The organism is Bacillus sp. jun7, assembly GCF_051034795.1.
Taxonomy (GTDB): Bacteria; Bacillota; Bacilli; order Bacillales; family Bacillaceae; genus Bacillus; species Bacillus velezensis.
Genome location: NZ_CP093219.1, coordinates 2,966,206 through 2,978,919, shown reverse-complemented (window position 1 = coordinate 2,978,919; position 12,714 = coordinate 2,966,206). Strand labels below are relative to the sequence as shown.

At 50.2% G+C, this 12,714-nt stretch carries 13 protein-coding genes; all 13 read right to left on the bottom strand.

Features of this window, described 5'->3' with window-relative positions:
* Positions 1-82 precede the first annotated feature (82 nt).
* On the bottom strand, positions 83-1,537 hold the full coding sequence (locus tag MJQ52_RS14565; protein ID WP_102422868.1) for a tetratricopeptide repeat protein: 1,455 nt from the start codon (positions 1,535-1,537) through the stop codon (positions 83-85).
* 115 nt (positions 1,538-1,652) lie between these two features.
* A complete protein-coding gene (locus tag MJQ52_RS14560) occupies positions 1,653-2,714 on the bottom strand; it encodes a sensor histidine kinase (protein WP_176283549.1) in 1,062 nt (353 codons plus the stop codon).
* The gene (locus tag MJQ52_RS14555; protein ID WP_015387652.1) at positions 2,711-3,388 is read right to left on the bottom strand and encodes a response regulator transcription factor; all 678 of its coding nucleotides are present in this window, start codon (positions 3,386-3,388) and stop codon (positions 2,711-2,713) included. Before MJQ52_RS14555 ends, MJQ52_RS14560 begins: the two co-directional genes overlap by 4 nt.
* Before the next feature lie 36 nt (positions 3,389-3,424).
* Positions 3,425-4,042, bottom strand: coding sequence for a hypothetical protein (locus MJQ52_RS14550; RefSeq protein WP_191073225.1), 618 nt, complete (start codon positions 4,040-4,042; stop codon positions 3,425-3,427).
* Positions 4,043-4,130: 88 nt separating this feature from the next.
* The gene (locus MJQ52_RS14545) at positions 4,131-5,900 is read right to left on the bottom strand and encodes an ABC transporter ATP-binding protein (RefSeq protein ID WP_070082434.1); all 1,770 of its coding nucleotides are present in this window, start codon (positions 5,898-5,900) and stop codon (positions 4,131-4,133) included.
* 211 nt (positions 5,901-6,111) lie between these two features.
* Positions 6,112-6,732 (bottom strand): bifunctional phosphoribosyl-AMP cyclohydrolase/phosphoribosyl-ATP diphosphatase HisIE, encoded by a 621-nt coding sequence (gene hisIE, locus MJQ52_RS14540; protein ID WP_077722905.1) that lies wholly within the window; start codon positions 6,730-6,732, stop codon positions 6,112-6,114.
* Complete coding sequence (gene hisF / locus MJQ52_RS14535) at positions 6,729-7,487, bottom strand: imidazole glycerol phosphate synthase subunit HisF (RefSeq protein WP_077722906.1); 759 nt, start codon at positions 7,485-7,487, stop codon at positions 6,729-6,731. Before hisF ends, hisIE begins: the two co-directional genes overlap by 4 nt.
* Positions 7,484-8,221 carry a 1-(5-phosphoribosyl)-5-[(5-phosphoribosylamino)methylideneamino]imidazole-4-carboxamide isomerase gene (hisA, locus tag MJQ52_RS14530; protein WP_077722907.1) on the bottom strand — a complete coding sequence of 246 codons (738 nt, stop codon included), beginning with the start codon at positions 8,219-8,221 and terminating at the stop codon, positions 7,484-7,486. The genes hisF and hisA overlap by 4 nt, the downstream gene beginning before the upstream one ends.
* Positions 8,218-8,856: an imidazole glycerol phosphate synthase subunit HisH gene (gene hisH / locus MJQ52_RS14525; protein ID WP_070082438.1), complete on the bottom strand. Its 639-nt coding sequence runs from the start codon at positions 8,854-8,856 to the stop codon at positions 8,218-8,220. Before hisH ends, hisA begins: the two co-directional genes overlap by 4 nt.
* Positions 8,857-9,441, bottom strand: coding sequence for an imidazoleglycerol-phosphate dehydratase HisB (hisB, locus tag MJQ52_RS14520; protein ID WP_094247463.1), 585 nt, complete (start codon positions 9,439-9,441; stop codon positions 8,857-8,859).
* Positions 9,407-10,720, bottom strand: a complete 1,314-nt coding sequence (hisD, locus tag MJQ52_RS14515) for a histidinol dehydrogenase (RefSeq protein ID WP_094247462.1) — start codon at positions 10,718-10,720, stop codon at positions 9,407-9,409. Before hisD ends, hisB begins: the two co-directional genes overlap by 35 nt.
* The gene (hisG, locus tag MJQ52_RS14510; RefSeq protein ID WP_012118547.1) at positions 10,717-11,358 is read right to left on the bottom strand and encodes an ATP phosphoribosyltransferase; all 642 of its coding nucleotides are present in this window, start codon (positions 11,356-11,358) and stop codon (positions 10,717-10,719) included. Before hisG ends, hisD begins: the two co-directional genes overlap by 4 nt.
* On the bottom strand, positions 11,351-12,523 hold the full coding sequence (locus tag MJQ52_RS14505; protein ID WP_077722910.1) for an ATP phosphoribosyltransferase regulatory subunit: 1,173 nt from the start codon (positions 12,521-12,523) through the stop codon (positions 11,351-11,353). Before MJQ52_RS14505 ends, hisG begins: the two co-directional genes overlap by 8 nt.
* Positions 12,524-12,714: the final 191 nt, after the last annotated feature.

Below are 12,714 nucleotides of genomic sequence, written 5' to 3'. Positions count from 1 at the left end.
ACCTCTTTTTTCGGCGGTAAAGTTCTGTTTTGCCCCTTTATGATAAAAAAAGAACCGACTCTTTATATAGAAAGAATCGGTTTTATTCTAATATATCATCTATTTGTCTGATGTATTTCGAAAGGGTTGCCGGGGTTATACCGTAAACGGCGGCCGTTTCTTTTTTCGTCGTTTTTTCGCCGTTTGCTTCTTTCCATACATATGCGATGGCTGCGGCCCATGCCCGCTCATTCTGTACGGCAGCGGCGGCGCGGATATGCTGAATGACGTGAAAAACCCAGCAGCTCATGACGTCAGTTTTTAAACTGTCGGCTTCCGCTTTCTCCAGAAGCTTGACCGTCCGATACGTGAACAGCGCGTCACCAGAGACGCCTGAAGCGCCTTTTTCACCGGAAAGCAGCAGTCTGACGAAATCTTGTTCAAACGGTGAAACGGCGCGTTTTGCCGTCAGAACTTTTTCAAGCTGGTTCCGCTCTCCTTCAGCGCTGCTGATATAATAGGCGGCAAGCCGCTGTTCAAGTGAAGCAGGCAGCGGTTCCTGCCGCTCCGCCCAAGGCGCGGGCCGGTCTGATTCGGGAAATTCGGCTTCGGCCTTTTTCCAAATGGTTTCCGCAAATTCTGTGCGGCCTGTCCCGTAGGCTGAGGCGGCAAGCCAGTAATAAAACGTTTCGTCGCCTTCGAACCCGCTTTTGTAAAGAGAACGGAGCCATTTATAACCGAGATCATGTCTGCCGACAAGCGCAAGCGTCGCCCCCAGCTTATAGCGCTGTTCGAATAAAATCGGATACACGTTGGCGAGTTTCCCGCTCAGTTCTCCGACTTTTTCATCTTCCCTCTCGTAATAGCAAAATACAAGGAGGTTGCACAGGGCATGGAGATTGCCTTCATTTTTCTCAAGCACTTCGAATACCGTCTGTTTCGCTTTTGTAACATTGCCTGAGTAAAAGTAAGCAAGCGCCAGGTTGTTGTATGCAGACCAAAGCTCGGGGTAATCGGCCGTAATCTCTTCAAGCATGACAACCGCTTCATGAAGCTGGCCGCTCTCAAGAAGCATTTTTGCCCGGTCCTGCCTGATCAGCAGCTCATCCTGGTCATAGAGCGATTCGTTTTCACCCGCTTCGCCGAAATCCAAAAGCTCCATCAGATTTTCAATCTCTTCGCTGAATTCCCCGTCCGGATCGGCATCTGAATAAGCCGCCGCTTCTTTGTATGCTTCCTGAAAGAGCCCCAAATGCGCGAAATTATTCGCTTTAAAATAATGACACTCGGGCATTTCTTCTTTCAGGTTCACCAAAATAAAGTCGAACAGCTCATTTGACTGCTGGTAGTGGCCCATTTCAGAATAAATCACGGCCAGCCGTGACAGCATTTCGGAATCATTCGGCTCGAGGTGGACGGCCCGCTGAATCAGTTTGCTGGCCCGTTTTAAATTCCGCTCTTTATATGCTTTTAAGCCTTTATGAAAAAAATATTGTCCATCCTGAAGCAGCTGGACAATTTGCGCGTGCTTTTTCTGTTCAGAAGTGTGTTTTCCCACAAATATCCTCCGTTTTATACGTATTACCGTCAGTAGTATACCATAAAACGGTTTCGCCTCAATAGTTCAAAAGACAGGATCGGCTTCGTTTTTTACTGGCTGGTTCGACCAGATTTTAGCTGTTTTTTTCACGAGGCTCGGCTGGAAGAATGACGCGGAAAAGGGTTCCTTCGCCGCGCTTGCTCTCAACCTCTATCGAACCGCCGTGCAGCTCTGCGATTTTTTGGGCGATGGACAGGCCGAGCCCGCTTCCCCCTGCGTTTCTCGCCTTGTCCGCTTTATAAAACCGTTCAAATACACGCTCCGCCTGTTCAGGCTCCATTCCGATTCCGTCGTCGGCGATTTCGACAGCCGCCGCTCCCGGCAGATCAACAATTTTAACGGAAATGCGGCCGCCTTCACCGGTAAATTTTACGGCATTGTGAATCAGATTCATCCATACTTGGCTGAGCAGCGCTTCATCTCCGTACACATACGACTCCTGTAAATCAATGAGAAACTCAATCTGTTTGGCGGACCATTCAGGCTCACAGGTCAATATGGTGCGCCGCAGCTGTTTGTCAATGCGGAACGGTTTTTTTTGTATCGGTTCGGTTTGGCGTTCAAGCGCAGTGAGCTTCAGCAGATTTTCACTGATTTTTGATAATCGTTCTGTTTCTGTCTCGATGATGTGTAAATAGCGCCCCCGCTCCTCATATGATAAATCCGGTTTTTTCAGAAGATGCGCGTAGCCCTTTAATGAAGTAAGCGGAGTTTGGATTTCATGGGAAACGTTCGAAATAAATTCTTGTTTCAGCTTTTCCATTTCACTCAGTTCCGCGGCGAGTGTCGACAGTTCATCAGCCAATTTCGTCACGGGGTGGTCCCGTTCAATCTTCTCCATTTTCCTGGAGGCGGCCGCTGTGAAGTTGCCGCTCGACATTTGCTTGATCGTGGCGGTCAGCGAATCCCAGATCGCATGATGTCTTTCACGTGCTGACTTTGAAAAAATAAACATCGTTACAAACAGCAGGCCGAAAACAAGCCAGAGCGTCAGAATCTGCTCGGCGTACGGCACAAGCAAAATCGGCCATATGAGACCGAATCCCTGAACGATCAGATGAGCCGCCAGCCATAAGAATGCGGTGACGGTGAGAAGGATGATGATTTTTCCAGCCGTTCTGAAGATCCGTTTCATTCTGTCACCACAAACCGATACCCGAGCCCCCGCACCGTATGGATGGCAAACGGATAGTCCTTTTCCGGAAACCGTTCCCTCAGCCTTTTAACATGCACATCAACCGTCCGCTCGTCACCTTCATAATCAAAGCCCCAAATATCTTCTATTAATTGTTCTCTTGAAAACGTCTTATTCGGATAACCGGCGAGCTTAAATAAAAGCTCAAATTCACGCCGGGGCAGCGTCAATCCCGCTCCGCCGCCGCGCGTTACGGTGCGGGATTGCTTATCTAATGTGACATTTCCGATGGTCAGCAGTTTTTCAGCGGTGATCCGGTACCGTTTCAGCAATGCTTTGACCCTTGCTTCCAGCTCAAGCGGCTCAAACGGTTTGACGAGATAATCATCCGCTCCGGAAGTAAAACCTTGCACTTTGTCCAGCGTTTCGCCTTTTGCCGTCAGCATCAAAATCGGAATGTCCGTAAAGCTGCGGACGGCTTCACTGACTTCAAACCCGTCCATTTTCGGCATCATCACATCCAGTATGATGAGATCAATAGGTGCTGATTCGATCAGCCGCACCGCCGCTTCCCCGTCTTCCGCTTCTGCGACGTCAAAGCCGCTCTGCTCCATCATGAGGCGGACAAGCTCACGGATATGGCGGTCGTCATCCGCAACCAATATGACAGCCATGAAAATCCCTCCTTCTGCTTTTTTGCCTGTCTTCTTTTAATGAATCGACATGATGTCTATTAACCGTCTTATTTTTTCATTGTCTCCTGTATCGACAGACACTTTTTTTGTATGGCGGATCATTTCCTCCGTCACTTCTTTCATTTCGCCTTGATCAGTATCTTCACGAGACTCCCAGCGCAAAGGAACATTGTATACCTGAATGGTGCCGTCACCATTGCTGCTGTAAGTGACTGACCCATCGACTAACCGGGAGCCTGCTAACTGCGTAACATCTTCCGGATAGCGGGCGCTCGTATGATCGTCAGGATTGACGAGTGCTCCGGCCGGAATGCGGCGAACGTTCAATTCATCTATCTGCTGATTTTCCCCAAGCTGCAGCCAGATGCGGGCATATTCAATTTGCAGAGGAGAATAATCTGCCGACATGTTGTTCGGTTCGCTTTTGTCCGCAGAGATGTGATGTGAATCTTTGATTACGGGTTCTTTTTTTTCTGCCGCTGATGCTGTTTCAGCCTTGTTGATGCCGCTGATTTCTCCGGCCGGACTTGAAGAATGGCTCGGCTCTTCATCGTTACCGTCCGTACACCCGGCAGTCATGAATACGAGCAGTAAGGCCGCGTGACAATAAAAAATCTTTGTGCGTTTTTTCATAATTCACCCCCCGCTTCCAATGAATAGGATTCCGGCTGCAAAATAAAAAGCAGCTTTTTCAGCTGCTTTCTATTCATAAAGTCTTGCTTTACACAGCTTTGTTTTCTAAGTCGGCATTCAGCTTCAGCTGCTGCTCCGCAAAATCGCGGTACAGCGAATGGGATGCCATTAATTCATGGTGTGTGCCCCGTCCGGTGATTTCACCCTGTTCGACAAAGAGAAGCTGATCTGCATCCACAACCGTGGATAAACGATGGGCGATCACAATCGTGGTGCGGCCTTCCATTAGAACTTCCAGCGCCTGCTGCACCCATTTTTCAGATTGGCTGTCCAGACTTGATGTCGCTTCATCAAGCATCAGAATGCTCGGGTTGCGAAGGAGCGCTCTGGCAATGGCGATGCGCTGGCGCTGTCCGCCTGACAGCATAATTCCCCGCTCACCGACCTCTGTTTCAAATTTCTTCGGTAAGTCTTCAATAAATTGCAGGGCGTAGGCCATGTCAGCCGCTTGCCTCAGTTCCTCATCAGTCACCTCGCGTTTTAATCCGTAGCAGATATTGTCGCGGATGGTGCCTGACATTAACGGGCTTTCTTGCGACACGTAGCCGATATGCTCCCGCCATGACTCAAGGGAATATGCATCAATCGGTTCATTTCCGAGCAGGATGCTGCCCGCAGTCGGATTGTAGAATCGTTCAAGCAGCTTAAATAACGTTGTTTTTCCGCCGCCGCTCGGTCCGACGATCGCGGTGACTTTGCCGGCCTCAATCGTAGCCGTAATGTCTTTTAAGATGGTTTGATCTGTTTTGTAGCCGAATGAGACTTGTTCGAGCTTAATCGGCTGATCTGCGTTTTCAATGGCTTTTCCGGTTTGGATATCTTCTTCTTTTTCTGCAAGAATATGAATCATCCGTTCCGTTGCGCCGACGGATTTTTGAAGCTGTGTGAAAAATGAAGTGATCTGGCCCATCGGCATAATGATTTGAAACAAATACAGGATAAAGGCAACGAGTGCGCCGGCTGTCAATTCACCGGATGACACCTGCATCCCGCCGTACCCGATGACAGCGACCAGCGCCGCCATTAATACAAGTGTAATAAGCGGGCCTACGAGCGACTGCACCTTCGCTTCACGCAGCCCGAGTTTAAAGAGCGCCATGATGCCTGCTTTTCCGCGTCCGTATTCCGCTTCTTCAGCGTTTGACGCTTTTACAAGCCTGATTTCCGGGAGGATGTGGTTTAATAATCCGGTGAATCTCGCCGTTTCATCCTGTGTTTCCCGAGAAATTTTAAACATTTTCCGGCCGATCGGCACTAAAATCACCGCAGCCAGCGGCACGACGATCAGCACGAGCAATGTGAGCTTCCAGTTCATGAAAAATAAGATCGTCAGTGACCCGATAACGGAAATGATTCCGGTAATAAATCCGCTGATATTGTTTGTGATCAGCTCTTTTACCACCATTGTGTCATTGGTGATACGGCTGATCGTTTCTCCTGTGGCGTTTTTGTCAAAATAAGAGACGGGCAGTTTAATTAATTTCTGCCACAACAAATCACGCAGTCCCGAGATGATTTTCTGGCCGCTGTAGTTCAGGGCGTAGGTGGCGTAGGCGCTTAATGCGGCCTGTACGATAAACACGGCTGCGATGATTCCGATTTGCACGCCTGACAGCGACGACATGGAAAAGCCGTCAACGAGCTGCTTTGTCAACAGCGGAATCAGCAGGCTGACGAGCGTTGTCACAATACTGAGAGACAGCGCGAAGGCCAGCATACCGTATGATGGTTTTGTTTTTTTGACTAATGAAAAGAATGAGCTGAATTTCCCTTTAGGTTTTGGTTGTTTATTCGGCATATGTTTTCCTCCTATATCACTGTTTATACTATAACGGATGTGCATGAACGGAATATGAACAAAACGTATATTTTTGATAAAAACCAAAATAAACTCTATTAGTCAATATTATCAAATTCATCTGCCTCCGGTTGCGGAAATAAGGAATATTTTATTGAATGTTTAAGTTTGACAGAATAAAAACCTCACGGATCTCTCCGTGAGGTTTGTTTTACTCAGATGCTGAATGGCGTTTCGCAAGGACATCAAGCACGTCATCCAAAGGAAGCGACTGCTCACGCAGAAGAACGAGCAAATGATACAGCAAATCTGCCGCTTCCCATTTTAATTCTTCATGGTCGCGGTTTTTCGCGGCGATAATAACCTCTGCGGCTTCCTCTCCGACTTTTTTAAGGATTTTATCGACGCCTTCCCGAAACAGATACGTTGTGTAGGCTCCGTCAGGCATCTCCGCCTGCCGTTTGGCGATTACGCTTTCCAGTTCATTCAAGATGCCGAAACGATCCTGCGTGTCTGCTTTTTCCGTGGAAAAGCAGCTGTAGCTTCCCTTATGGCATGCGGGTCCTGAGGGCTCCGCAAGCACGACGAGGGCATCTTGATCGCAATCATAACGGATGGCTTTCACCTTTTGGGTATTCCCCGATGTCGCTCCTTTATGCCACAGCTCCCTGCGTGAACGGCTGTAAAACCAGGTTTCTTTCGTTTCTATCGTTTTTTCGTAGGATTCTCGGTTCATATAAGCCAGTGTCAGCACTTCTTTGCTTGCCGCATCCTGTACGATGGCGGGTATCAGTCCGGCCTCGTCAAACCGCAGTTCATCTGCCTGTTTCATCTCACATTCACCCCGTGTTTCTTCATATAATCTTTCACTTCTTTTATAGATGTCTCTTTGTAATGGAAAATGGAAGCTGCAAGCGCGGCGTCCGCTTCACCGACTGTGAAGGCTTCAAGCATATGACGCGCGCTGCCGGCTCCCCCTGACGCAATGACGGGCACCGGGACGGCACGTGAGACAAGCTGTGTGAGCGTATGATTAAAGCCTGTTTTCTCACCGTCTGCGTCCATGCTTGTCAGCAGGATTTCACCCGCTCCCCGGCTGACGGCTTCTTTTGCCCAGGCCGTGACTTCCCGCTCGGTTTTCTTTCTGCCGCCGTGTGTGTACACTTTATAGCAATCCGAATCTTCGTCATACTTTGCGTCAATCGCCGCTACGATGCATTGCGAGCCGAAAAACTCAGCTCCTTCCGTAATCAGCTCGGGTCGGAGAACGGCCGCTGTATTAACGGATACCTTGTCAGCGCCGGCGCGAAGCATTCGTTTCATATCGCTTAATTGATTGATTCCGCCGCCGACCGTAAACGGAATCGCCAGTTTTGCCGCAACTTGTTCTACGACGTCTGTCATCGTCTTGCGGCCTTCGTGAGAGGCGGAAATGTCGAGAAAAACAAGTTCGTCAGCGCCCTCCCTGTCGTAGGCTTCGGCCAGCTCGACAGGATCGCCCGCATCTTTCAGCCCGAGAAATTGAATGCCCTTGACGACGCGTCCTTCTTTCACATCGAGACACGGAATGATTCGTTTCGTGATCATGCGTCCTTCACCCCGCTGAGCGCTTCAGCCAATGAAAATTGTTTGGTATACAGCGCTTTTCCGATAATCGCTCCCGATACGCCGGCGTCTTTGAAGCGGGCCAGTGCTTTGAGGTCGGCGACTGAGCTGACTCCGCCTGAAGCGATGACGTCTTTTCCCGTTGCTTTTGCGAGCTGAACGGTGCTTTCGATGTTCGGGCCTGACAGCATGCCGTCAGTTGCAATATCCGTGAAAATGAAGGTTTCCGCTCCTTCGGCCGCCAATTCACGGCCCAGATCGGCCGCCCTTACCGAGGATGTTTCCAGCCAGCCTTCCGTCGAGACATATCCGTTCCTTGCATCAAGGCCGATCGCGATTTTGCCGCCGTATTGTTTCAGCATGCTCTTCACAAATGCCGGATCGGATACGGCCGAGCTGCCGAGAATGACGCGATCAACGCCTTGTGATAAATAACCGTACACATCCGCTTCAGAACGGATCCCGCCGCCGATCTCGACTTTGATATCAAGCTGCCGCGCAATGTCAAGAACATGCCTGTCGTTTACTTTCCTGCCTGCTTTCGCGCCGTCAAGATCCACGAGATGAATCCATTCGGCGCCTTCTTGTGCAAATTGCGCTGCCATGTCTAAAGGAGAGTCACCGTATATCGTTTCCTTGCCGTAATCGCCTTGGATGAGGCGGACGCATTTGCCGTTTCTCATATCGATTGCCGGATATAATGTAAAAGCGTTCATTTCTTCACCTTCTGTTCCGCTGCCATTTTTGTAAATTGCGTTAAGATCGCCATTCCGGCCGTACCGCTTTTTTCCGGGTGAAACTGTGCACCGAAGACATTGCGTTTCCCGACGACTGCCGGAACACGAACGCCGTACTCAGCGCTTGCCAGAAGATCGCCGTCTTCCAGCCCGTCTATATAATAGGAATGGACAAAGTAAACGAATCCTTCTTCCGCTTCCGAAAGCAAAGGAGACGTTTGGTGAAACGTCAGCCGGTTCCAGCCCATATGCGGCACCTTCAGCTTGTTTCCTTCGGCATCTCTGTCTTTGAGTCTCACAGCTTTTCCGGCTAATAAACCAAGTCCTTTTGCAGAGCCGTTTTCGGCGCTCTCTTCGAAAATGAGCTGCATGCCGAGGCAGATGCCGAGGAGCAGCTTACCCTCGTCAACCATACGGTGTATGAATTGATCAAGCTTCGTGCTGCGTAAATTGTCCATGGCGTCACTGAATGATCCGACACCTGGAAGAATAAAAGCATCCGCTTTTTCAAGCTCTTCCGGCCGGTCTGATACGACATACGGGACGCCGACGCGTTCCAGCGCTTTCGACACGCTGAATAAATTGCCCATACCGTAATCAATTACACCGATCATTTACAGCATTCCTTTCGTAGACGGCACACCCTTGACGCGCGGATCAATGGATGACGCTTCATCAAGCGCTCTGCCAAGCGCCTTAAACACGGCTTCTATCATATGATGGGTATTCGTGCCGTAATGAACGATGACGTGCAGATTCATTCTCGCTTCGAGCGCCAGTTTCCATAGGAATTCATGTACCAGCTCGGTATCAAACGTTCCGACTTTCGCTTGCGGAAATGCAGCGCGCATCTCAAGGTGCGGCCGGTTGCTCAGGTCTACGGCGACTTGGGCGAGCGCTTCGTCCATCGGCACAAGCGCTGATCCGTACCGTTTGATCCCTTTTTTATCACCGAGCGCCTCCAAAAAAGCCTGCCCTAAACAGATGCCGATATCTTCAGTCGTATGGTGATCATCTATCTCCGTATCGCCTTTTGCGTCAACAGTTAAATCGAATTGCCCGTGCTTTGTGAACAAATCAAGCATATGAGTCATAAACGGCACATCCGTGCTGATGTCGACTTTTCCTTCTCCGTCTATTTCGAAAGCCAGCTTAATATCCGTCTCATTTGTTGTTCTGGCGCGTTCCGCTTTTCTCATCGGTCACTCCTCCGTTTCTCGCTTCAATCGATCTTGCGTGCGCTTCAAGCCCTTCCAGTCTCGCAAAGGCGGTAATGCTGTCCGCGTGCGTTTCAAATGCCTTCCGGCTGTAAGAGATGATGCTCGATTTCTTTTGAAAGTCTGTTACATTCAGCGGGCTTGAAAACCGCGCCGTTCCGTTTGTCGGCAAAACGTGATTCGGTCCGGCAAAATAATCGCCGACCGGTTCAGCGCTGTATCGTCCTAAGAAAATCGCCCCCGCGTGTCTGATGCTTCCAAGCAAAGCCTCCGGCGAATGCGTCATGATTTCTAAATGCTCGGGCGCCAGCGCATTCACCGTGTCCACCGCATCTTCCATCGATTCCGCGATATAAATGCGGCCGTGATCCTTGATCGACGCTTCGGCGATTTCTTTACGCGGCAGGGTCTGAAGCTGTTTATTCACCTCATCTGATACCGCTTCGGCAAGCTTCTGTGAATCGGTGACAAGCACGCTTGAGCTGAGCATATCGTGTTCGGCCTGTGAAAGCAGGTCAGCGGCGACTTCTTCGGGCACCGCCGTATCGTCTGCCAGGACCACGATTTCACTTGGCCCGGCAATCATGTCAATATCCACAACGCCGAAGACTTCGCGCTTCGCGAGCGCTACAAATATATTACCGGGGCCCGTGATCTTATCTACAGGCTGTATCGTTTCCGTTCCGTAAGCGAGCGCGGCAACCGCCTGCGCGCCTCCCGCCTTGTAAATTTCCTTTATGCCGAGCTCAGAGGCCGCCGCCAGAACGCCTGGCGAAAGGCGGCCGTCTTTTCCCGGAGGACTGACGAGAACGATCCGTTCCACTCCCGCAGCGAGAGCGGGGATGACATTCATTAAAACGGAAGACGGATAAGCGGCCGTCCCGCCCGGCACGTATACGCCCGCGGAATCGAGCGCCGTTATTTTCTGTCCGAGCATCGAACCGTCTTTGCGATGGTAAAACCAAGAGGATTGCAGCTGGCGCTCGTGATATTCTTTAATATTGGCAATCGCCTGCCTGATCACTTCCAGCAGCTGATCATCAAGCAGACGGTACGCCTCAGCGATTTCTTCTGCGCTCACGGCCATTCGGTTCAGGCTGATGCCGTCAAATGTTTTTGTATAGGCCAAAACGGCTTTGTCACCGTTTTGTCTGACGTCTTCAATAATCCCCCTGACGGTTTTCCGCTGCTCTTCGGTTCCGCTGTCGATGGAACGCTTCAGTGAGAACCGCTCGCTACTTTTTACTGCGGTTATTTTCATTGTGCCGTTTCTCCTTCCACAACCCTGGCCAGCCTGGCCGCCATTTCGTCGATTACATCATCCTTCATGCGGTAGCTGACCGGATTGACGATAAAACGCGATGTGATGTCACAAATATGTTCTGATTCAACGAGACCGTTTTCCTTTAATGTCCGCCCGGTTGATACGATATCTACGATTCTGTCAGCAAGCCCGATTAAAGGCGCCAATTCAATGGAACCGTTCAGCTTAATGATTTCCACCTGTTCGCCCTGCTCTCTGAAATAACTCGACGCAACATTCGGATATTTCGTCGCAATCCTCGGGGCGACTCCGTTCCAATCCGCTCCGGGAAGCCCCGCAACGGCGAGATGGCATTTGCTGATTTTCAGATCGAGCACCTCATACACGTCACGCTCTTCCTCAAGCATGACATCCTTTCCGGCAATACCGGCATCAGCGACGCCATGCTCGACATAAGTCGTAACATCCATCGGCTTTGCCAGAATAAAGCGGAGATTTTCTTCAGGAACGTCAATGATCAGTTTTCTCGATTCTTCAAACTCCTCGGGCAGCCTGTATCCGGCCTGCCGCAGCAACCCGGCCGCTTCTTCGAATATCCGTCCTTTTGGCATTGCCATTGTGAGTACCTTACCCATTCCGCTCTTCCTTTCTGGCACCGATAAAGTATGTGACGTTTGCGAATGATTTTGTCATATGATCGATATTTTCAATGCCCGCCAGATCCTGCAGGACGACTTTTCTGCCTCGCGCCCTTTCTTCCTCCGCGAATAAAATGGCCTGGGCCCGCTGCTCCTTGCTGAAAATCACGGCGTCCGCTTCACTTGTTTCTTCCTGAATGCCGAGCGCTTCAATCAGCCTGTCGATACGGAGCCCGAAGCCCGTGGCGGGAGCGGGATTGCCGAAATGGCCGAGGAGATTGTTATAGCGTCCTCCGCTTCCGATGACGAAACCGACATTTGCCGCGTACACTTCGAATAAAATTCCCGTGTAATAACTCATATGGCTTACCATATTCAGATCAAGGCGAATATGCTCGGCACACCCGTAATCCTCAAGAATGTCCCACAGGTCTTCCAGCTCCTGAATTAAGCTTTGTCCGGAGATTCCGATGATCTCCTCCGCTTTGGCGCATATCTCTTTCCCGCCCCGCAATTCCAGAAGTGCGAGCAGCCGGCTTTTGTCTATTGAAGAAAGCGGAAGCGATTTGACATGTTCCCTGTATCCCACGTAATTCTTTTCAAAGAGAAAGCGCCGCAGAACATCCGCCCGCTCGGCATTGCCCAAAACCTCGACAAACAGCTCATCAGCGAGTCCGGCATGGCCGATCGCGATTTTAAACCGGTGCAATCCCGCGTTTTTCAAAGCGCCGGCCGCCAGCGCAATTACCTCGGCGTCCGCGCTTGTTGATCCGTCGCCGATCAGCTCCGCGCCGACCTGTTCGAATTCGGCCGGACGTCCGCCTTCCCGCTCCTGAGCGCGATAGACGCTTGCCGCGTACCCCGCTCTGAGCGGATGATTGTGTTTGTGCAGCTTAGATGCCGCCACCCTGGCAATCGGTCCGGTCATGTCAGGCCGAAGCACAAGCGTTTTTCCATCCTGATCGAGAAGCTTAAACAGCTGCTGTTCTTCAATGGCTGACTGGACGCCTACTGTTTCATAGAATTCAAGGGTCGGCGTCTCCATAAACTGATAACCCCATTTATCAATTAAATCCGTCAGTGTGGAACGGACTTTTTTCTTTGCTTTATATAAACCGGGCAGCGTATCTCTCATGCCATGCGGTTTCTCAAACATAAACATTTGCCTTTTACACCTCCGCTTTGTCTGAAGGAAAATTCCGAATCCTTTAGTTCGCTAATATGATAATATGTTAGCAGATAAAAGAATGGATTGCAACGCCCAATGTCCGCCGCGCCTATTCTTTTCCATAAACATGGCTAAAGAATGAACAAACCTGTAAACATATCGGAACGATCGAATCATATTGAGCA

Coding starts and splice junctions, on each gene's coding strand:
- MJQ52_RS14555 (WP_015387652.1), bottom strand. CDS start 3,388: ATGGCTGTCATATTGGTTGCGGATGACGACCGCCATATCCGTGAGCTT.
- hisG (WP_012118547.1), bottom strand. CDS start 11,358: ATGGGTAAGGTACTCACAATGGCAATGCCAAAAGGACGGATATTCGAA.
- hisA (WP_077722907.1), bottom strand. CDS start 8,221: ATGAACGCTTTTACATTATATCCGGCAATCGATATGAGAAACGGCAAA.
- MJQ52_RS14560 (WP_176283549.1), bottom strand. CDS start 2,714: ATGAAACGGATCTTCAGAACGGCTGGAAAAATCATCATCCTTCTCACC.
- MJQ52_RS14545 (WP_070082434.1), bottom strand. CDS start 5,900: ATGCCGAATAAACAACCAAAACCTAAAGGGAAATTCAGCTCATTCTTT.
- hisD (WP_094247462.1), bottom strand. CDS start 10,720: ATGAAAATAACCGCAGTAAAAAGTAGCGAGCGGTTCTCACTGAAGCGT.
- hisH (WP_070082438.1), bottom strand. CDS start 8,856: ATGATCGGTGTAATTGATTACGGTATGGGCAATTTATTCAGCGTGTCG.
- hisF (WP_077722906.1), bottom strand. CDS start 7,487: ATGATCACGAAACGAATCATTCCGTGTCTCGATGTGAAAGAAGGACGC.
- MJQ52_RS14505 (WP_077722910.1), bottom strand. CDS start 12,523: ATGTTTATGTTTGAGAAACCGCATGGCATGAGAGATACGCTGCCCGGT.
- hisIE (WP_077722905.1), bottom strand. CDS start 6,732: ATGAAACAGGCAGATGAACTGCGGTTTGACGAGGCCGGACTGATACCC.
- MJQ52_RS14550 (WP_191073225.1), bottom strand. CDS start 4,042: ATGAAAAAACGCACAAAGATTTTTTATTGTCACGCGGCCTTACTGCTC.
- hisB (WP_094247463.1), bottom strand. CDS start 9,441: ATGAGAAAAGCGGAACGCGCCAGAACAACAAATGAGACGGATATTAAG.